This window comes from Marivirga aurantiaca, from assembly GCF_016679925.1.
Taxonomy (GTDB): domain Bacteria; phylum Bacteroidota; class Bacteroidia; order Cytophagales; family Cyclobacteriaceae; genus Marivirga; species Marivirga aurantiaca.
Genome location: NZ_JAEQBW010000001.1, coordinates 794,183 through 814,258, shown reverse-complemented (window position 1 = coordinate 814,258; position 20,076 = coordinate 794,183). Strand labels below are relative to the sequence as shown.

19 protein-coding genes are annotated in these 20,076 nt (G+C 35.6%); 8 read left to right on the top strand and 11 right to left on the bottom strand.

The genetic code is table 11. From position 1 onward, the window contains the following. Positions 1–207: 207 nt before the first annotated feature. From JKA74_RS03505 to JKA74_RS03495, 3 genes are all read right to left on the bottom strand, one after another. Positions 208–1,377, bottom strand: a complete 1,170-nt coding sequence (locus tag JKA74_RS03505) for a baeRF3 domain-containing protein (protein WP_201429767.1) — start codon at positions 1,375–1,377, stop codon at positions 208–210. A 187-nt stretch (positions 1,378–1,564) separates the two neighbouring features. Further along, positions 1,565–2,458, bottom strand: a complete 894-nt coding sequence (locus JKA74_RS03500) for a YihY/virulence factor BrkB family protein (RefSeq protein ID WP_201429766.1) — start codon at positions 2,456–2,458, stop codon at positions 1,565–1,567. Between the two features lie 210 nt (positions 2,459–2,668). Next, positions 2,669–2,824 carry a lmo0937 family membrane protein gene (locus tag JKA74_RS03495; RefSeq protein ID WP_201429765.1) on the bottom strand — a complete coding sequence of 52 codons (156 nt, stop codon included), beginning with the start codon at positions 2,822–2,824 and terminating at the stop codon, positions 2,669–2,671. Positions 2,825–3,423: 599 nt separating this feature from the next. On the opposite strand from JKA74_RS03495, the gene JKA74_RS03490 reads away from it, so the two are divergent. The 6 genes from JKA74_RS03490 (at position 3,424) to JKA74_RS03465 (ending at position 10,228) form a co-directional block, all read left to right on the top strand. Further along, positions 3,424–3,990: a helix-turn-helix domain-containing protein gene (locus JKA74_RS03490; protein WP_201429764.1), complete on the top strand. Its 567-nt coding sequence runs from the start codon at positions 3,424–3,426 to the stop codon at positions 3,988–3,990. A 28-nt stretch (positions 3,991–4,018) separates the two neighbouring features. Then, positions 4,019–4,465 (top strand): response regulator, encoded by a 447-nt coding sequence (locus JKA74_RS03485; RefSeq protein WP_201429763.1) that lies wholly within the window; start codon positions 4,019–4,021, stop codon positions 4,463–4,465. 154 nt (positions 4,466–4,619) lie between these two features. Further along, positions 4,620–6,812: an ATP-binding protein gene (locus JKA74_RS03480; RefSeq protein ID WP_201429762.1), complete on the top strand. Its 2,193-nt coding sequence runs from the start codon at positions 4,620–4,622 to the stop codon at positions 6,810–6,812. A gap of 289 nt (positions 6,813–7,101) precedes the next feature. Next, positions 7,102–8,517 carry a type III PLP-dependent enzyme domain-containing protein gene (locus tag JKA74_RS03475; protein ID WP_201429761.1) on the top strand — a complete coding sequence of 472 codons (1,416 nt, stop codon included), beginning with the start codon at positions 7,102–7,104 and terminating at the stop codon, positions 8,515–8,517. 96 nt (positions 8,518–8,613) lie between these two features. Further along, entirely contained in the window at positions 8,614–9,570 is a 957-nt protein-coding gene (locus tag JKA74_RS03470) for a succinylglutamate desuccinylase/aspartoacylase domain-containing protein (protein WP_201429760.1), read from the top strand. Positions 9,571–10,000: 430 nt separating this feature from the next. Beyond that, positions 10,001–10,228 (top strand): hypothetical protein, encoded by a 228-nt coding sequence (locus tag JKA74_RS03465; RefSeq protein WP_201429759.1) that lies wholly within the window; start codon positions 10,001–10,003, stop codon positions 10,226–10,228. A 324-nt stretch (positions 10,229–10,552) separates the two neighbouring features. On the opposite strand, the gene JKA74_RS03460 is transcribed toward JKA74_RS03465, so the two are convergent. The 5 genes from JKA74_RS03460 to JKA74_RS03440 all read right to left on the bottom strand — a co-directional run bounded on the left by JKA74_RS03460 (position 10,553) and on the right by JKA74_RS03440 (position 13,781). Beyond that, complete coding sequence (locus tag JKA74_RS03460; protein WP_236587484.1) at positions 10,553–11,080, bottom strand: YciE/YciF ferroxidase family protein; 528 nt, start codon at positions 11,078–11,080, stop codon at positions 10,553–10,555. 147 nt (positions 11,081–11,227) lie between these two features. Beyond that, entirely contained in the window at positions 11,228–11,605 is a 378-nt protein-coding gene (locus tag JKA74_RS03455; RefSeq protein WP_201429758.1) for an SPW repeat domain-containing protein, read from the bottom strand. 227 nt (positions 11,606–11,832) lie between these two features. After that, complete coding sequence (locus JKA74_RS03450) at positions 11,833–12,546, bottom strand: DsbA family oxidoreductase (RefSeq protein ID WP_201429757.1); 714 nt, start codon at positions 12,544–12,546, stop codon at positions 11,833–11,835. After that, positions 12,543–13,487 (bottom strand): manganese catalase family protein, encoded by a 945-nt coding sequence (locus JKA74_RS03445; protein WP_201429756.1) that lies wholly within the window; start codon positions 13,485–13,487, stop codon positions 12,543–12,545. Before JKA74_RS03445 ends, JKA74_RS03450 begins: the two co-directional genes overlap by 4 nt. Positions 13,488–13,586: 99 nt before the next feature. Continuing rightward, positions 13,587–13,781, bottom strand: a complete 195-nt coding sequence (locus JKA74_RS03440; RefSeq protein WP_201429755.1) for a hypothetical protein — start codon at positions 13,779–13,781, stop codon at positions 13,587–13,589. Positions 13,782–14,293: 512 nt separating this feature from the next. Between JKA74_RS03440 and JKA74_RS03435 the strand changes: the two genes are divergently transcribed. After that, positions 14,294–14,737, top strand: a complete 444-nt coding sequence (locus JKA74_RS03435) for a hypothetical protein (protein WP_201429754.1) — start codon at positions 14,294–14,296, stop codon at positions 14,735–14,737. Between the two features lie 132 nt (positions 14,738–14,869). Here JKA74_RS03435 and JKA74_RS03430 read toward each other — a convergent pair whose 3' ends face one another. Together JKA74_RS03430 and JKA74_RS03425 are read right to left on the bottom strand one after the other, a co-directional pair. Further along, positions 14,870–16,207, bottom strand: coding sequence for a cation:proton antiporter (locus tag JKA74_RS03430; RefSeq protein WP_201429753.1), 1,338 nt, complete (start codon positions 16,205–16,207; stop codon positions 14,870–14,872). Between the two features lie 96 nt (positions 16,208–16,303). Beyond that, positions 16,304–17,707, bottom strand: coding sequence for a sigma-54-dependent transcriptional regulator (locus JKA74_RS03425; protein WP_201429752.1), 1,404 nt, complete (start codon positions 17,705–17,707; stop codon positions 16,304–16,306). 606 nt (positions 17,708–18,313) lie between these two features. Here JKA74_RS03425 and tnpA point away from each other — a divergent pair. Then, entirely contained in the window at positions 18,314–18,766 is a 453-nt protein-coding gene (gene tnpA, locus JKA74_RS03420) for an IS200/IS605 family transposase (RefSeq protein ID WP_201430173.1), read from the top strand. Positions 18,767–19,516: 750 nt separating this feature from the next. Here tnpA and JKA74_RS03415 read toward each other — a convergent pair. Beyond that, positions 19,517–20,020: a hypothetical protein gene (locus JKA74_RS03415; protein ID WP_201429751.1), complete on the bottom strand. Its 504-nt coding sequence runs from the start codon at positions 20,018–20,020 to the stop codon at positions 19,517–19,519. Positions 20,021–20,076: the final 56 nt, after the last annotated feature.

The window sequence follows — 20,076 nt, the reverse complement described above, 5'->3', positions numbered from 1 at the left end:
GTTGTCTTAAATTTAATGACATTGCACTCGCACCAACCGAGGTTTTGCAAATGTCCTGTGAGTCACAGGACATGGAGGCATTGTAGGTTACGATGGAACTGTGATGCATGAGAGAGTACATGTCATGCCTTCGATGCCAACATTAACTTTTTATAAAAAACCGCAGATTCTCTGCGGTTGTAATATGAAGGATATATCCTTGTTGCTCTATAATTTGTATCTATAAATAGCAGCTAAACCTGCTTGATTAGGCATCTTCTCTTTAGGAATTACAATAACCTCTCCCCCCTTGTCCATTACTATCTCAGCAATCTCATCTGTCAGGTCTCCCACTTCAGGGTCTTCTATGTCTCCGGTTTTTAAAGTCCCGGTAGTTTTATCTTCCACTTTTCCACCAATAGTGGTATCATTGGCTACCAATAATTTATGGATCTGGCCCAATGCCATTGCTTTTCCTATTTCTTCCAGATTGATACTCCCCGCTCCCTTTCCATTGGCTTCTTCAAACTCAGCCATTAAGTTTTCTATTGTTGAAAGATAATTTGGCTCAATCACTTTCCATGCCATTTCTGATAATTTTTCTACCGGAACGCCAAAAGGATCAATTTCAATTTTCTCTTTCATTAGCAAAGGGTTTTTATTCACTTCTCTAAAAAGATGATGATGCTCCGGTAAAGCTGCCAGAAGTAAAGGTAAGCCTGTGGGTTTTGAGTGATACAGCTCAATATCCTCTGATACTACACGAAAGAATCTTTCTATGTATTTTTCGGACTTATCTTTTTTATGTCCGTGACCATGCCGCATGGCAACGCTACCTATGCCTACACCTCCATAGCTGGCAACAGTCAACCGCTTGTTTCTATCTTCCAATTCATCATCAAGCAGTGCTTCTTCCATATCTTTAGCGACACTCGGGTGAAGTGCTACTTCGGATAAGGAGTGGCGATTTCCCTCAAATAGCCTGATCTCAAACAGGTTAATGGCCAGCACCTGAAATCTGTCTTTCGTCTGCAAATAATTGCGCAATGGCTTCGTAAAAAAACTATCCGAAACTATTAATTGTTCCTTTATCGGCATTTGTAATACAATGGTTTTAAAGAAATCAGGGGAGCTGAATACTGCAAGTCCTTCAGTGGTATGTATCCAGAAATCCTCATTATCAGCTAATTCTTCAAATGGTTTCAGAAAAGACTTTGTTTCATCAACAGAATATTTTTGTCTAAGAGATTGTTCAAGTTGCTTTAAAAGGTTTTTGTAATTAATAGGATCCTTAAGCCTTCCGGGTGAGGTTTTATGAGTAGGAAGATAAAGTGAAATACAGGGGGCTGTATGTTCAGCCTTCAAATCCTCCAACATTTCTTTTCTTAAAATTTCCATAAGGGGTTTGATTTTAGTTATGTACCTAAGTATTTTATACCTCAAAAATGAATCAAAGGTTACCTTATCCGCAGGAGTAGTTTTAGCTTTGATGAAATAAATATTCCTTGGTTTACAGGATAAAAGATAAAGAAGAACTAATCAAATTGATTGTAAGCTTGCCGGGTTTCATCAGCTCAATTGGCAGCTATTTTGATTTCTCTTTGGCATGTTCATCAGGCACTGATTTGCCGTAATGATGGTCTGAATAGGCTTTGGTAAATTCCGCACCTAAAAAGACAATCATAGAAGAATAGGAAGTCCACAATAATAATAAAATCACCGATCCTGCAGGCCCATAGCCAGACCCTGGGTCAGTATTTCCAAAGTAGAGACCTAATGCAAATTCACCCACAACAAATAATAAAGCCGTCATAAATGCTCCAATCCATACTGTACGCCATCTTATCTTAGCATCCGGTAATGCTTTCATCATCAACGCGAACAATAGGGTTATTATACCTAAGGAGAAAGCAAAATGGGCAAGCTCTATAACTGTCAAAAGATGATCACTCCAGTTTTCCCGAATCCATGATCCAAAGGCAGATAAAAAAGAAGAGAGTATTAAGGAAATAAGTAATAAAAAACCAATGGTAATGATAAGGCCAAAAGAAAATAAACGTGTTTTTATCAAAGGCCAGATTCCCGCTTTTTGTGCTTCAGGTTCTACTTCCCAAATTTCATTCAGTGATTTCTGAAATTGTGCAAATACAGTAGTAGCGCCAATCAGTATAGTCGCAAAACCAAGAATAGTAGCCCAACTGGAGTCTTCTGTTTCCATCGAACGTTCCAACAATCTTTGTACTGAGTCTGCAGTATTAGTGTCTATGGTATTACTTATCTGCTGGTGCAATTCACCACTTACCACCTCGTTGCCAAAAAAATAACCAGCAATTGAGATGGCTACAACCAGTAAACCGGGTAAGGCAAAAATGGTATAATAGGCAATAACTGCGCCTTGTCTGAAAGGATCACGTTGCCACCAACTTGCTGCTGCTTTTTTAAAAATTATACCGAAATCTTTAACTTTTTTAAATTTCATTATTTAGCGCTTTTATTATTTATTCTATAGATCAAACAAATGCTGTTCATATCATTGTAAAAGTTAAACAATTAACTCCTTGCTCTACTAGTTTTACAATTGCTTACAAATTCTTCAACATCTACTATAGAAACTAAAATAATATACCTCTACGCAATGAACATAAATGCAGATACAGTGGGCCTACTATTTCTTGTGCTAAATCATCTGTCAGCTATGCCTGTTTCTTCTCATAACTTTAATAATGATGAAAATGACTGCTAAAACTAACAATAAATGGATGATTACTCCCAAACTATATATAAATAGACCAATGGCCCAAAAAATTAATAGTATCAGGGCTAATGGATATAATATTCTTGACATGAAACTTAATTAAGTGAAACAAGTAATAGGACTTTTACCCACATTCAGTAAAATATTCAATAAATAAATACCAAAAATCCCTTAAAATTATCTAACATCTACTAAAATGTAGTTACATGTTTTTTTGCATATTTTATATAACTTACCTATTCTATTTCTCAATCACTCCCTGTGAATTATAATTTTACAAGATTTGTTATTCTAGCGCTACTCCAACAACTATGGACTAATGGAAACACAAGTTCCCATCCCCCGAATTAGAAACTAAAATTGCACCATGAACGTTAGAGGCTGATAAAAAAATATTTTGTTGAACTATTAAATACTTTAGCGGATTAGGAATTACACTGTTTTTGTATATCCATATTTTTTTTGTATATAACCTGTATTATTAAGTTATATTTACCTACTTTAGAATATATTTTCGACTAACTATAGATTTCTTTAGATAAAATTATCATTAAAATGTTAAACAAAATCAAATATAAATGTGAAAATTATCCATTTCACTACAAATAAAATGATAAATTTTTAATTTTTATTCAAACGGTTGAATAACATATACCTTAAAAGATAAAGCCTAAACTTGAATATTTGAAATGGACCTTATATTTAAATATGATATACATTACACTTGTAAAAAGATTATTCAGGAAAAACTTGATAAACTTGGGATAGACTATGAATATACAGGAGTTTCGGAAGTAAAAGTATTTGAAGACCTGTCTCAGGATCGAATAGAAAAACTTAAAAGCGAATTGGACTACTACGGTATTAACTTAGTGGAAGACAAAAAGAAGTTGTTGGTGCAAAAAATCAAAAATGCCATCGTTGAAATGATTTATTTGGATGAAGGAGATTTGGTCAATAAAACCTCAATTCATTTATCTGAGAAACTTAACCTAAGTTATGGGTATCTTTCTAATGTTTTCACAGAGGAAACCTTATCTACCATAGAAAATTTTATTATTCTACAGAAAATAGAAATGGCAAAAGTGCTGTTGACCAAGGAGGATCTTTCCTTGACAGAAATTGCCTATAAATTAAATTATAGCAGCGTAGCACACCTTTCTAATCAATTCAAAAAAAAGATAGGGCTAACCCCCTCAGCTTTTCAACGAGTACTTGAAAAAAGAAAGCAATTAAAGCAAAAAGATAACAACTAATTTTTCTAACTAAACTAACAACTTTTTTATGAACAACCACCCTATTAAAATCTTACTAGCTGACGATGATGAGGATGATCGCTTATTTTTTGAAGATGCCATTGATGCTTTGCCCTTAAGAACCTCCCTTAAAATGGTAGAAAATGGAAAAGAATTAATGGACTACTTGCTATTGTCTGAATCGCCCTTGCCTGATGTCATATTTTTAGATCTAAATATGCCTGGCAAAAATGGTCTTGATTATCTCACAGAGATACGGGCACACCCTAAACTTCAATCAATTTCTGTTGCGGTATATTCTACATCCTCCTCAGAAAAAGACATTGAAGAATCTTTTGTAAGGGGTGCCAATATTTACATTAATAAACCTAACGACTTTAATGACCTTAAAGATGTTTTGAAAAAAGTAATCTGTACCAATTGGCAATATTTAAATACCAGTTTTAATAAAGAGAGCTTTTTATTGAGTGTGTAAGAGTATGGTATATTGCTATGTCGTTTAGGAAAGTGCGTTTTGTTAGCCTTTTTGGACATTTGGAGAGAAACCACACATCCAGGTATCATCTTCCAATCTGTAGAAAAGATAGTATGAGGCTTTTCCCAAACGGCATATTAATAAATAAATTCATATGACTCAATTAAGATTTCCAGAGAACCTGTTAAAAGTATCACTCACTATTGCCATATTTCTCTTATTGGGTATTTCCAGCGAAAACTACAGACAGTTCAGGTCCTATTCTGAGAGTCAGAAACGTATTATCAAGTCCCACGAAATTCAGACACTTCTGCAAAAATTATTGAATGCCATTATTAAGACAGAAGCCTCCTATAAGGCGATTATTGTCACCAATGAAAAAGAAATAATTGAAGATTACTTTGAGCAAAAATTAAATATCCAACCACAAATTGAAAAAATAAAGCTTCTTACAACAGATGATTATATAGTTCAAGCAAAGATTGACACTATACAGAAGGTTATCAATCAGCGTATTAACTTCCTTGATCAGCATATATATTTAGATAGCAAAAGAAATCAAGGGATCTACAAAAGTGCCCTCACTAGTTCTGCCAAACTGGTTGAAGATGTGGAAGATTTAATTGAAGAAATTATCATTGAAGAAACTCTTGCATTAAATGAGAAGGAAAGTCTGAGGGATAAAAAATATAGAATTAACCCCCTCCTGCTTCTAACAACTGTTTTATTTTCACTTTTTATATTCGTAATAGGTTTTATAGCGCTCTATTATTATCTTAAAAAAGCAAGGAAGACTCTTTACACTTTGAAGGTTAACCAAATGATTTATGAACAGGCCGAACAAATCTCGCGTTCAGGCCATTGGCATTATCGGCCCGGAAGCAATAAAATTACCTTTTCCACTAACTTATTCAGGCTTTTAGGTTTTGAGCCATATAGTTTTAAGCCAAGTTTAAAGAAATACCTGGATATAATATCTGTCAACGATCGTCCCAATTTTCTTTCAGCTCTAAAAAAATTAAAATCAGAAGGCCATACCCCTGCTATTGATTTAACCATTATTACTCCTGACGGAAAGGAAAAATGCCTTAGGTTTGTGGCCCGATTATTAAATGATAATAACGGCAACAAATTGGTTGTTGGAGCCAATAAAGATCTTACATATGAAATCGAAACCAATAAAAAATTGAATAGGTTAAACTCAGATCTTAAAATGCGAAATAACATTTTCAAGTATGCAGAGTCCATTGCTATGGTGGGAAGTTACTCTTACGACTTTGAAAAAAAAGAATTTAAATTTTCTGATAACCTCTATAAAATGCTGGGCTTTAAACCAGAAAACTTTCCACCTTCTGAATCAAAATTTGTAGAGTTTATCCATATTGATGATCGTGCTGATTTTATTGAGAAAATGGGCCTAGAAAATGTTATGAACAATTTTCACATCAATCGTATCAGAATTATTGATAATAATGGAAATGTAAAATACCTCTCAGTAAACAAAAAAATATTTAATGAAGACAATAGTAAAATATTAATCGTAGCCTTTAAAGATATTACGGAAGAAGTTTTGATCACTAAACGGTTAGAAGAAAAAAATGAAGAACTATCCAAAAGTAATGAAGAGTTAGAATCGTTTAACCATATAGCCAGTCATGATCTGCAAGAACCGTTGAGGAAAATCCATACCTTTATTTCAAGAATAAGGGATTCGGATGATTTAAATGCATCACCCCTGATAGTTGACTATCTCTCCAGAATTAGAATAGCCGCCAACAGAATGCAAAAATTGGTGATTGATCTCTTAAGCTTTTCAAGGGCATCCAAGGATAGCGATAATTTTGAATTCAGTAATTTAAATAAAATATTAAAAAGTGCACTTCACGAGCTTAATAGTGATATTCAGGAAAAGCAGGCTATTATCAATTATGATGAATTACCTTCTGTAACCATTATATCTTTTCAGTTTCAACAATTATTTGTAAACCTGATAAGCAATGCCTTGAAATATTCTAAACACAACATTAGGCCTGTTATTAAAATAAGCAACGAAAAATTAACATTTGATGAATTATTGAAATTCCCCCACTATAATGAAACTGAATTGGTGAAAATAACATTTGAAGACAATGGAATTGGGTTTGAACAGCAATACGCAGATGTCATTTTCATTCTTTTCCAACGCTTGCATGATAGAAAAAAATATAGCGGAACAGGAATAGGATTGGCCATTTGTAAAAAAATCCTCCACAACCATAGAGGAAGCATTTTTGCAGAGGGAAGACCTGAAGTTGGCTCTAAATTCACTATCATTTTTCCCAAAACACCCGTTAACAGATCCTTCTGACTAGGAAAATATTCCACTTTTATCAATTATTCATTTCAAAGCGACTACAAAATCATATAAGCTTTCAAAATAACTATGTAAGATTCCAACTCCGTCAATTATTACCTTTGTAGGTAATTAGTTGATACATTTCAGAAAAGGAATCAAAGGATTTCTTATGAGGAAATATATTTCCATACACGTCCTCAATTTGAAATTGCTTTACTAAATACAACTGCCTTATTTAAATCATCGGACATTTCTTGAACCTTAAGGCTGTAAAAACAAAACTAAAACAGAACCTATTAATATGTCTCTAAAAGAAAACAATCCAGTGTTAAGGCCGATCATTGATCAGTGGATTAGTATTTTTCTGAATAATAAAAAAGAAATAAAGGAATTGATGGACAGCTATGGTTCTCCTTTAAATGTGCACCATTCCAATACTTTTTTAAAGAACCATTCCGCTTTCACTAAAATTTTCAATAAATACAAACTCAGGAATAGAATCCTCTTTCCTAAAAGTTCATACAATTGTATAAAATTTATTCAATTGGCAGCCAGGCACGGTATTGGAACAGCTGCCTCCTCTATAGATGAAATTCAGGAATGCCTGAATGAAAATATGGATGCTGATCAAATAGTGGTCTCCGGTAAATACAAATCCAGAGAATTACTCCATTATGCAGCAAGAAATAACATAAGAGTAATTTTAGATCATAGAGAAGATGGAGACCTACTTCAGTCGATATGTATCAAATTGAATAAAAAAGCCCATGTTGGTTTCCGCCTGGGAGGGTTTATCTTTGAAGGTTCGCCTATAGCAACAGAATCAGGACTGCCCCCCGGTGAGGCCATTGAATTACTTACTGATCAAATAGCTAGTAAATGGAGTCATTTGGTTTTTGAAGGCTTTCATTTTCATATAGAAAAATATTGTGTATTAAGAAAAGCGGAAGCCTTAAGGCAGACTCTTGTATTAGTGGATATCCTGGCCAGGAAAGGAATAAAAACAGATTACATAGATATTGGAGGCTCAATTCCCATCAATTATTTGAAAGATCCGAAAGAGTGGGGAGAATTTAATAAAGCCCTTAAAAACACTTCTTCTCTCACTTATTCCGGACTTGATTTTGAGGAAAAAAATACTCAATATAATCCAGAGTCATCATTGAAAGATGAACACATATTTCCTTATTTCTATAAATTCCCCAAAGAATTTTTTCTTGAGAAGCTGCTCATGCAACCCTTTTCCATACATGAACTAATGTTTCAGGCGATCAGATCCAGGGGACTTCAGTTCATGATGCAACCCGGCCGTGCCTTGTTGGACCAGACAGGCATAAGCCTGGTACGAATTTCAGAAATAGAGGTAAATCACGACAATGATTTAATCATAAGGTTAGATATGAAGCCGGAACAGTTAGGCAAGCTTAAAATTGACTATCTTCTTGATCCGTTATATGTAAGCCAGGAAGAAACACCGGAAGAAGAACCATATAAAGCTTACCTCATTGATTCTGCTGATTTAAAGCCAAATCTGTTCATCAAACGTAAAATTAATCTTCCCAAAAAACCGGCTATAGATGATATCATCTGCTTGATAAATACCGCAGGCTACGCTATTCATCTTCACGAATATGAACTGGAGCCTACTGATTATGTACAAAATATATTCATCAATGAAGAGAAAACCCATTGGGAATATGAATTAGTGGCTTCCTGAAAAATGACTTAATAATATGAGTTAAAGAGAGTCATCTAATAATACATTGCTTTTAAAATATCTTTCTTCTTTAAAATCCCTATAACACATTTTAACATGCAACACCTCATCCATTCAGCATCCTTAAAGCCCACAGAATTTAAAAGATTAATAGGGGAATATCCTTTGGTGCATACAAGTCCGGGACCGGCCTTATTAGTAAGTGCCGGTGTCCATGGAAACGAACCAAGTGGAATAGCAGCATTAATACGTGTTTTTAATCAACTTGAGATGAATAACATTCAAATGAAAGGCCGGATAATGGGTGTGTCCGGCAACTTACAGGCCTTAAAAAAGGGCGTTAGGTTAATTGATCAGGATCTGAACAGGATATGCACACCTGAAAGGGCAGAAAAGTTAGAAAAAGGCCATCCACCAGATTTTGCAGAAGAGGCGGAGTTCAGAGAGCTATTGCAAATAATAAATAGTCTGAAAAGAGATCCTATTTATGATCCTCTGTTTTTTATGGATTTGCATACTACTTCTTCTCAAACCACACCCTATATAAGTGTCAATAAACAGGAAAAAAGTTTCTCTTTCGCCAAAACCTTTCCCCTTCCGGTAGCCAGGGGAATAGAACAATTCATTCCGGGACATTTTGATCATTATTTAAGTTTAATGGGTCATGTAGGTTTTACATTGGAGGCCGGCCAACATACCGATGAAAAATCCATTGATCATCATGTAGCAGTGATATGGTTGGCACTTGCCAAAGCTGGCTTATTACTTAATCCTGATAATGAATTCGTGGAGCATTCACGGCAACTACTGGAACAATCATCACATGTTAAAAAGGGGAATTATGAGGTTTTCTATCGGTATAATATTGCCCCGGGTGAAATATTTAAAATGGAACCGGGTTTCAAAAATTTCCAACCTATAAAGACAGGAGAGCTTTTGGCCACATCTGACAACAAACCTATTTATTCCGAATGGGATGCCTACATTTTCCTCCCGCTTTATCAACAACAAGGAAGTGACGGCTTTTTTGTGGTAAAATCATTAGACTCATGACCTTATGCTGCTATAAGCTACGGTTCTACCATTAAAATTTAACGGTATTATTGACTATGATTAGAAGGATCGGCCTTATTCATTTTAGGGATGCCTTTGGCGTTGCTTCTTTTTGATTAAGCAAAAAGAAGGGAAAGATTCTTTAAAGTATCAGTGACAGAAGCAAGAACAGACAAAAAATTCTTGATATATTTTTTATCTCATGTATCTAAATGTAATTGTCCACTAAATTCGCAGGAGAACCTAAGCTACTATAAAAGCACTAACTTTTTGACTATTGAAAATGATGTAAACTATAACAATTATTATGTAATGAGATCGCACTGAAACTCCTCTAATTTTGGGTATCTGATTGTAATCAGGAGTATGATTTCGCATACGAAAAAGAACCATGTAATTAAATAAACTTTTAACTAAAAAAACTATCGCCATGAACAAAGATTTTAAAGAAGGCCAAGTAGCAAAAGAAATTGAAAGCCAAACTGCCAAAATACCATCAGATGTATATTTATGGACTGCTGTATCAGCAATGGGTGCTTCATTGGCATTAAAACTAATGAAACAGAAAAATACCGCATTGTTCGTGGGTCAATGGGCAGCACCTCTCTTAATTATGGGAATTTACAATAAGATTGTAAAAGTAGAAGGATCAGATTGATTGTTTAGAATTCATTTTTAGACTGATTAGACTATAAAAAGATATACCAGGAATCTATTTTTTCTACATGCGAACTATTTTAGTAATGGATTCGTATGTGTGAGATTTCTGGTATTTTTTTATCCCTCAATTCAACACCACTCAATGCTATTAAGTTAAGCTTTTATTCAACCCTCAACCTTTCATCCTTCTCTCCCGATTGGTCAAGCTGATGGGAGGAGGAAAATTGTCTTAACTTAATACCATTGCAACACCACCAGTAAGGCTAAAAAAAAGAGGGCAACTGCCCCCTTCTTCATTATTGATTAGATTCTCAAGACTGGTTTACTCTTTAACAGCCATTTCATTTACTTCTGATTCAGCTATTTCAGTGAGCAAGGCATCTGTTTTCTTTTCTTCTTCCAGAGTTTCCGATAAAATTTTTGCGCATTCATCAGATCCCATTTGCTTAGCCAAATGAACAAGTGATCCATAGGATGCTATTTCATAGTGCTCTACTTTTTGGCAGGCAATAATGATTCCCGCATCCCGTACCATTGTATCTTCTTTGGTACTTTTAAGGATTTCCTGAGCTTCTTCAAGAAGCCCCTCCATAGCATCACATTTTTTACCTGAAGCTTTTACATCAATTATCTCAAAAACCTTTTCCAGCCTTTTTATCTGGTTTTCAGTTTCCTCCTGATGTTTTTCAATTGCATTGGATAATTTTTCAGATGTAGCAGATTTACTCATCTTTTTTAATTCTTTGGCAAGATGATTTTCAGCCCAGTATATATCCTTTAATTCATGAACAAAAAGTTCGTGAAATTGTGAATTTTTCATTTCTTCGGATGATTTGTTTTTTGCTGTCATGGTTCTTTTTTTTAGGTTAAAAAATGTACATTATGTAATGTATTTACGTAATTATAGGCAGTTGTGGTTATATTCTATTTGTTTTTCTTCCGGAATTTCAGCACTTATTTTTGAGCACTCTATAATCGTCAGAAAGGCAAATTGAATTTAATAACTACGCTTATTACCTTCGAACTGCTTCCGTGGACTTGCATCAGTCATTAAAGCCACTATCATTTCGCCCAAACCGAAAACCACATGCGGCCAGAACACTATATCTGCAAAATTAAACAACCAGGGAGATACAGCTAAGAAGGCGCCTGCCAGAAAATCAATAAATAAATGTGTTTTCATTTCTATAGCTTTCACGGCACCCAACTCATAATTGGTAATTAAGCTGTAAATAACAGTACCTACTCCCAATACAATAGGTATAGTACTTGCACTTCCTGTGTTTTCGAAGTTAAAAATCCAGGGGGCTGCTATTAACAATATTCCAATTGAATAGTCAAGATATCCGTGGGTTTTTCTGCTTATAATTTTCATAGCCTTGTCTTTTGGTTAGAAAGGAAATCTCCCAAATATGATACCATGAGTGCACAAAATTCCATCAGCTAAGTACTTGTTCAAATTAGGTGTAAAAGACTGATGGATAACTCCTTAAAACATCACCAAGCCAGGGAATAAATGGTTGATTTTTATGGACAAATGTGAAAAGCTCCTGATTGTTACCAAAGTGCCACAATTTGGAGCCAATAGGTAACACATCAACTTCAGTATTCCAATCTCGATGAAAGCCCTGAAAGCAAATCCAATAGCTCTTTATAAGTTCTGTAACCCACTGCTTTTACGCTTCTTTTACTTTTATTATTTCTAATCACTAAAGAGGGATACCGATCAACCCCATCCAAGGCAGCTTTTTTGAGATCTTCCTTAAGCATTTTCCGGCTTTCTAAACCATGAAGATCTCTTTTGAAGTGGTCAACATCAAATAATTGAGGATTTGTAGCAGATATTTCTTCCACTAGAGTATAAATTACCTCCGGCTTAGAAATGTTCAATCCTTTCTCCATTACTGATTCCCAAAGCTTCAACAGTACCTTTTCTGCGATTGTCTCAGATTGCAAACGGGTTGCCGTCACTGCCAAACATGCTGGATAAGAAGAGGAAGGAGGATCATTTTCCCATATCATATAGTTAAGTGGCATATTCATTTTGGTTGCTGCCTGCATCCACATAGGTCCCATTTGAGCCGGCTTATTAATGGAATGAAGTAAATCAGTTGATGATTCCCAATTCTTGATCATACCACACATACAGTAGGTAAGGGACATATCCTCACCAAAAGTATTAAGTAATTGCTGGAGTTGAGGTTTTAACCCCCAGCTCCAGCAACATAGCGGATCCGTATAGAAAGTAATTTCGATACTACTGCCCTTTAATTCTTCCTTAAGCAATTGAATGTTTGGCTCTGCTTCACTTATCATAGCACTTTGCTGTCATACTTACTCCATTGGATATCCTTATCAGGGACGGAAGACTTTATTTCTTTGGATTTTTTCTCGCTTATATTTTTCTCCCTTTCCTTTTTAGCATCCTCATCAATATGGGTTCCAGTAGGCTCCACATCCTTTAAACCATTTGTTTTGATTACATAATCCAATGGATCTTCTATATGTTGCCATTCTTCTCCCAACCGGGAAGATTTACCAGTATTCCATGGTCCTTTATGCTTAAAGCCTGAAGACATATCAAAGTAGGTATTGCTATATCGCGGATCTGCTTGCCTTACACCAGGCGGGAAATCATTTTCTATATCGGATAAAGCTGCCTCAAACATTTGCATATGCGCCACTTCGCGTGTCATCAGAAATTTCAAAGTTTCCTTTACATCAGGATCATCTGTAAATTTCATCAAATACTCATATACAATTTTTGCCCTTGACTCCGCTCCAATATTTGACCTCATATCTACTGAAGGATCTCCATTGGCATTTACGTAGGCTCCCGTCCAAGGCACTCCATTGCTGTCTGTGAGGGTAGGTCCTCCACCTGACAATACAGTAAACTGAGGGTTAACCATTGCCTCATGAATATAGCCATCCCTGCTACTTTTTCCGTCCAACAATGACATAATTTCCTCCTTCTCTGATGTATCTTTGAGCTCTCCGTTCACTCCGTTTAACAACATCTGGATGGTAGCACCTACAATTTCCAGGTGGCTAAATTCCTCTGTTGCAATATCCATGAGCATATCATACTTGTCCGGATAAGGATTTTTACAGGAAAAAGCCTGGACAAAATATTGCATAGCGGCTTTTAATTCTCCATTTCCTCCACCAAATTGTTCCAATAATAAGCGGGCAAATTTGGGGTCCGGCTTGGAAACCCGGGCATTAAATTGTAATTCTTTTGCGTGATAGAACATATTAAAGTTTTTTAGAAGATTAAAAATTGAACTAGTTGAATTAAAGCTTTGTATAACTGAAGTGGAAGCTAAATCAATCAAATTATAAAGAGTTATGTACTAAATAAACCACCTGCCAATTAATGATTGAACGAAATTCCATGAGCCTGTAATAAACAACCTCATAAAATCCTGCTGACTTTCCTCATTTAAACATTCAATTATAAAGGCAATATATATTCCACTTGAAAGAATGCCATAGAATGGCACATTGGGACATGTATGCAATAAAATGAGCGTGACATTATGGTGCATTTTAGCCACACTTTGGAGTGAAAATGTTACCTGCTTTATCTGTTCTCTTCAAAAAATATGGCCTATCATTTCGAAATTATTCCTGAGTTACTCTACTTATCTATCTTCATGTTTTCTGAGCAGTCTGTCCAATTCTTCAAATTAGGACGCTCTAAAGAAGACTCACTATATTGAGAATCAGATTTACACTGTAATATTAAAAGGGAAAAGAGTGGGATTTTTTAAGGATAGTGGTTTTAATTTCCTGCACTTGAAATATGATTTAAAGGTGTTTTGGGGCTAAACTCAGGTTTTAATTGCCGGAAGCAAGTGCTGTAGGTAAACATATGATTTACTTCACGGACTCAATTTGAATAATGACATTGAAGTATTATAGGGTTCACTTCACCCGCTTGTAATTAATGCACCTGAGACTTTTTCAGCAAGTCCCAATGAAGAAATATACAGGCATGTATTTTGAATATATCATATCAAAATAAACTATTAATCATTTTTAATTTAAAACTAAGACTATGAAAAAACTTATGATGATCTTCTGTGCAACCGGATTTCTTATTTCGGTAGCATGTGATAATAATACCAGAGGAACCAGGAATGACAATGCTACCGATCAAACAGATACAACTGGTGTTTATGATGAAAACGCTGATGATCCGGAGTATGACAGAAACCGTTTTGGAGCTGACCGTGGCAGAGATAACACGGGAGCCGAAACTGATCGAAGGGTTGCAGACGAGAATATACCTGATGACTACGGTGACAACCCGAATCAAACGGAGGGATCAATAAATGACCTTCCAAGGGAAGTACGTGAAAAGCTTGAAAACGATGAGGCTTTTCAAAACATGAAGCTTCATAGCAGCAGATCGTACACTCGTAATGGAAATACCTATTATGAGATTACCCTGGAAGAAACAGGAACTACAACAGATAGAAGAAATACTAACAATCCGTAAACATTAAGGGTATATTCTATAAATCGGTTCCTGATCATAAGCAGGAACCGGTTTTTTAAAATCAGATTTAAAAAAGGTTAATTATGAAAATAATTGAAGTATTAATACTTTTTAAAGGTCTGCCCTAAACGCTTATGCATTACCTTTCCCATACTTCCTCAATTTATCAAGCTTGTCAATAATTGGGCTGGATAAAGCTCCATGAAAGAACAAGGAGATAATGATAACTAATGCAACCACAGCGTATAGTTCATCAGCTTGAGGAAAAGGCGCCCGATTTAAAGCATATGATAAATAATAAATAGCTCCAAATCCTCTTATTCCTATCAGGAAGGTTATCCCCCATTTATCCCTCCAGGGAATTTCATTTATATTAAGCAAGCCTAATATTCCCGCAACAGGACGAATTATCGCTATGATAATAACAGCCAGTAATATTAAACTTACATTCAAAGGAGCCAAAAGGCCATTTGCAACTGCTGCCCCTAAACCTATTAATATAAGTACCATGAAAATCCTCTGTATTTTTTCTATAAAGAGATATAGATAAGTATGATAAACATGAGTTGGTTCCAGTTGCCTGATAGTAACTGCTGCAATAAAAACGGCTAAAAACCCGTATGCTCCAATATGCTCAGTTATTCCATAAATTATTAAAGTAATGCCCACGGAAGTTAGACCCATAATAGATTTTGACAATTCACTTTTAACTTCTATGCTGAACAATGCTTTTGCGCATGCATAACCCAACAGCAACCCCATTAGCGCACCTATTATCAACTTATATAGTACATCAACTACCAACCAGGTCTCCCACCAGTTTTCAGGATGGGCACCAAAAAGTACCATCACCAGCGCCAGATTGGTAAAAGGAAAGGCTAGCCCATCATTAAAACCTGCTTCAGTTGTAACTGCAAAACGAACTTCATCTTCTTCAATATCGTCTATATCTTCCAGATCCTCCATCTCCTCCTGGCCATTTTCTTCATCTTTGCTTCCTTTTTTGGGGGCTCCAACTTCCACATCAGAAGCCATTAATGAATCTGTTGGAGCAATTACAGCCCCTAAAAGCATAGCAGTTGCCGGCACAAAAGCCGCAATTACCCATCCCGCCAAAAAAGTTAAAGCTACTGTAAGTATCATTGTGATAGTAAGCAGGTACCAAGTGACTTTCCATCCTTTAAAGCTAAAAGGACGGTCAATTTTCAAACCTGCAGCCATGAGGGTAATAATTACTGCCAGTTCAGTAATGTGCTCTACAATAGTACCTTCTTCCTTTATATCAGGGGGTTCCAACCCTAAAGGTAACTTGATGATAAGATAACCTATAATAAAAATCAGGGAGGGCATACCGAGTGGTGCAGAAGATAAAATCCGGGGCAGAAAAGAGGCAATAAATATACAAACACCTATAATCAACAACCATAAGCTGTAGTCATCGAAAAATTCGGGTAATTTTAATACTTCCATAGGACTTATTTAAAAAGCACCTCTTACTATATGGCTCAATAGCTTGAATCTTATCGGCAGTCCCCATACCACCCCATACAATAAATGAAATAGCTTTTAGTATTGTATGTTCATCATCTTTAGCTTGGTGTACAATGTCTTTCTGTGGATATTTAATATTTCAGCGGCTTTGGTTTTATTAAAGTGGACCTTATTTAAAACCTCTATAATTTTTTTGGATTCCGCATGGATGGCTGTTGATTTCAAATCGGTATATTCATCAAAATTCCCATTTAGTTGGGTTTCTTTTCGCTCATTGCTAAGGCTCAATTCCTGAAAATGAGCATGCTCATTCGCAAGTATTGAAGACGGTAAAGCATTCAGGTATATATAATTGTCCTTTGATACAAAAAGGCTTGCCCTCCTGATCACGTTCTTCAGTTCTCTGATATTACCAGGCCATGTATAAGTTTGGAAATGATCAATTACCTCTTGCGACAATTCCGGTTTTGGTCTGCCAAGTTCCCGGGCTGTACATTCCAGGAAGAAATCAATGAAAAGAGGCAAGTCTACTTTTCTATCTCTCAGAGCCGGTACTTTTAAAACAAATTCACTTAAACGGAAAAATAAGTCATCTCTGAAACCACTGGTTTCCGATTTAGATCTTAAATCTTCATTTGTAGCAGCAATAATTCTGACATCAACCGGAATCTCCTTAATTCCTCCAATTTTCCTAATCACTTTCTCTTGTAATGCTCTTAAAAGAGCCATTTGTGTTTCCAATGAAAGATTAGCTATTTCATCCAAAAAGATCGTCCCACCTTCTGCCAGTTCAAAGAAGCCTGTTTTTTGTGAGATGGCTCCTGTAAATGATCCCTTCTCATGCCCGAATAATTCACTACCTGATATTTCCTTTGAGATACTCCCACAATCTATGGCTATGAAAGGCATGTTTCTACGGGGACTTTCATTATGAATCATCCTGGCCAGAGATTCTTTTCCAGTTCCTGTTTCTCCCTCTATAATTACTGAATAGTTGGTGGGTCCTACCCTTTTTACTTGTTTAATCATCTCCCGGGAGAGCTCGCTTTTCCCCACCACAAACTTCATTTCGTTAGCTCCAACCTCCGAACTTTTATCATTGTTTTCAGAGATACTATTTTTAATGGAAATCGCCTCTCTGATTACTTCAAGCAACTCATCAGGGTTGAGAGGTTTTGCCAAATAACTGTATGCCCCTCTTCGAACCAAGGAAACAGCATTTCTTAAATTTACTTCATTACTGATAAAAATATAGGCTGATTGAGGTTGAATGACAGAGGCTTTGTTAAAGAATTCAGTCCCGTCAAAGTCTGGCAAACGATAGTCGCAGATGACCACATCAAAGGCTATCTTCTGGATTAGCAATAGGGCTTTCTCGCCATGTGTTGTGGTCTCTACTTCAAAGTTTTTTTTCGTAAGGAATTTCCTTAATAATTCGCATGAAGACAACTGATAATCGACAATGAGTATTTTTTTCATAAAATCATTCAATTACTTTTTAGACAACAATTGTAATCCGGAGCTTGGCTGATAAACTATTGCAGATAACCAGATATATCTCATCAGCTCAATTTGTATAGAATTTATTGATACATGCGCTTTCAACTTTTAATATACAGATTCAATTAAAAGTTTGAACTCAAAGCTACATACTATTGCTATCGGCTTTGTTACATCAATTTAGCATAAGGTTACAAAATTTAATTCCAGCAGATTTTATCATACGTTTTTTAATAAATCTAAAGATCGCACCCTTTCAGGGCTAATTCCACTATAATTATTACGGAGTGCTACACACTCCGCTGATGAGAAGGCTCTTTCAGGGCTGTTGCTAACACAGTTTATCAACTGAGACAAAGTAAAACCTTCTATCCCTAAAAGATAGTAGCATTAAACCACTTCTGACCGAGAGGTTTAAGTCCTGAAAGGACCAAATCAATAGCGAACGGGCAACTCCCTTCGTTATAAAAGAGCGTACAACAAGAGCCCTGAAAGGGTGAAATCAATTAAATCTATTATAATAGCAATTTGTTTAAACATTTAAAACCTATTAGATTAATGTCTACAAAAATATCATATAAATCTATGGGGCAATCACTTACGAAAAATTACATCCATTTAATATTTAGTACGAAACATAGACAACCTTTAATTTCCGATAAGATAGAGCATGAACTTTTCAGTTATTTAGGGGGTATCTGTAAAAATCTCGAATGTTGGCCCATTAAAGTTGGGGGTTATAAAGACCATGTACATATCCTATGTATGCTCTCCAAAAAAATAGCATTAATGAAATTGTTAGAGGAAGTTAAAACCCATTCCTCTAAATGGATGAAGACAAAGGGAGATGAGTATAAAAAGTTCTACTGGCAAGATGGTTATGGCGCTTTCTCTGTGAACCCGACAGAGATCGATTTAGTAATTGAATACATCTCCAATCAGAAGATTCATCACGGCAAAAGATCCTTTCAGGATGAATATAGGGCTTTTCTAAAGAAATATAAGATTGAATATGATGAGCATTATGTTTGGGATTAGATGGTCAAAATATTGATTACACCCTTTCAGGGCTAATTCCACTATAATTATTACGGAGTGCTTCACACTCCGCTGGTGATGTAGCCCCTTCAGGGCTTTTATTTACTCTGTTCATTAATATAGACATAGTTTCTGATCGAGACGCTTCAGTCCTGAAAGGACCAAATCAGTAGCGAACGGGCAACGCGTTATAAAAATGCGTATAACAAGAGCCCTGAAAGGGTGAAATCATCACTTGACCCTATAACTCAACTAACAAATACCTAATTAAACGAAGTGAAGAATTTCGAATTTCATCTGTAAACATCATAGAAGTAAATTATAAGTTAAAAAATTTTGACCCCTCCTATAAGTATAAGATAGATTGACAAAAATTTTGACCTTAAAGTAATAGTCATGAACCCTCAGTCCTGAAAGGCTAAATTTCATTCCATAATAATTACAAATTGCTACACACTCCGCTGATGATGTAGCCCCTTCAGGGCTGTTGTTTACTCAACTAACAAATACCTAATTAAACGAAGTGAAGAATTTCGAATTTCATCTGTAAACATCATAGAAGTAAATTATAAGGTAAAAAACTTTGACCTCTCTTAAAGTAGGTTACTAAAATTTCAACTTAATGGTAATGGTCAAACCCTCAGTCCTGAAAGGACCAAATCAATAGCGAACGGGCAACGCGTTATAAAAATGCGTATAACAAGAGCCCTGAAAGGGTGAAATCATCACCTGACCCTATAAGCTATATATTTATAAACTAGCGGATAGATCTTGCTTCATTCTATACCAAAACTGAGGATCATCTGAAATCAATCTAAACATATTAACAGTGACCACACCAAAAACAATGTGAGAAATAAACAGGGCAATAAAATAATGAAAGAGAGAAAGAACCGGAGGATTCCTGTGCAACACAAAATATGACCTCCAAACAATAATTGAAATACCCCCACTCAGTGCACCTATAATGACAGAATCAGTGACAGTAATATCGAAAACTCCCCAATTCCATAATAGAAAATACATTAAAGAGAATAACATACCTATTCCAAGATGGGCCATACTGCCAGTGAGAAGTACTTTTTTACTCTCAAGAGACACTTGGCTGGAACTACCAGTAAGCATTGTCCCTAAAACGTGAACTACTCTGGTATCCTTTTTTGATACCCGGGCATAGAGGTACATAATAGCCGTCATTATTAATGTGCCGGCAAGTCCGGAAAATATGGTGAGTAAAAAGTTACTAAATGTCATACAAAATAGAAATGATTTAATGCAACCAATTTACTAAAGCAAATCGTTAAATACTT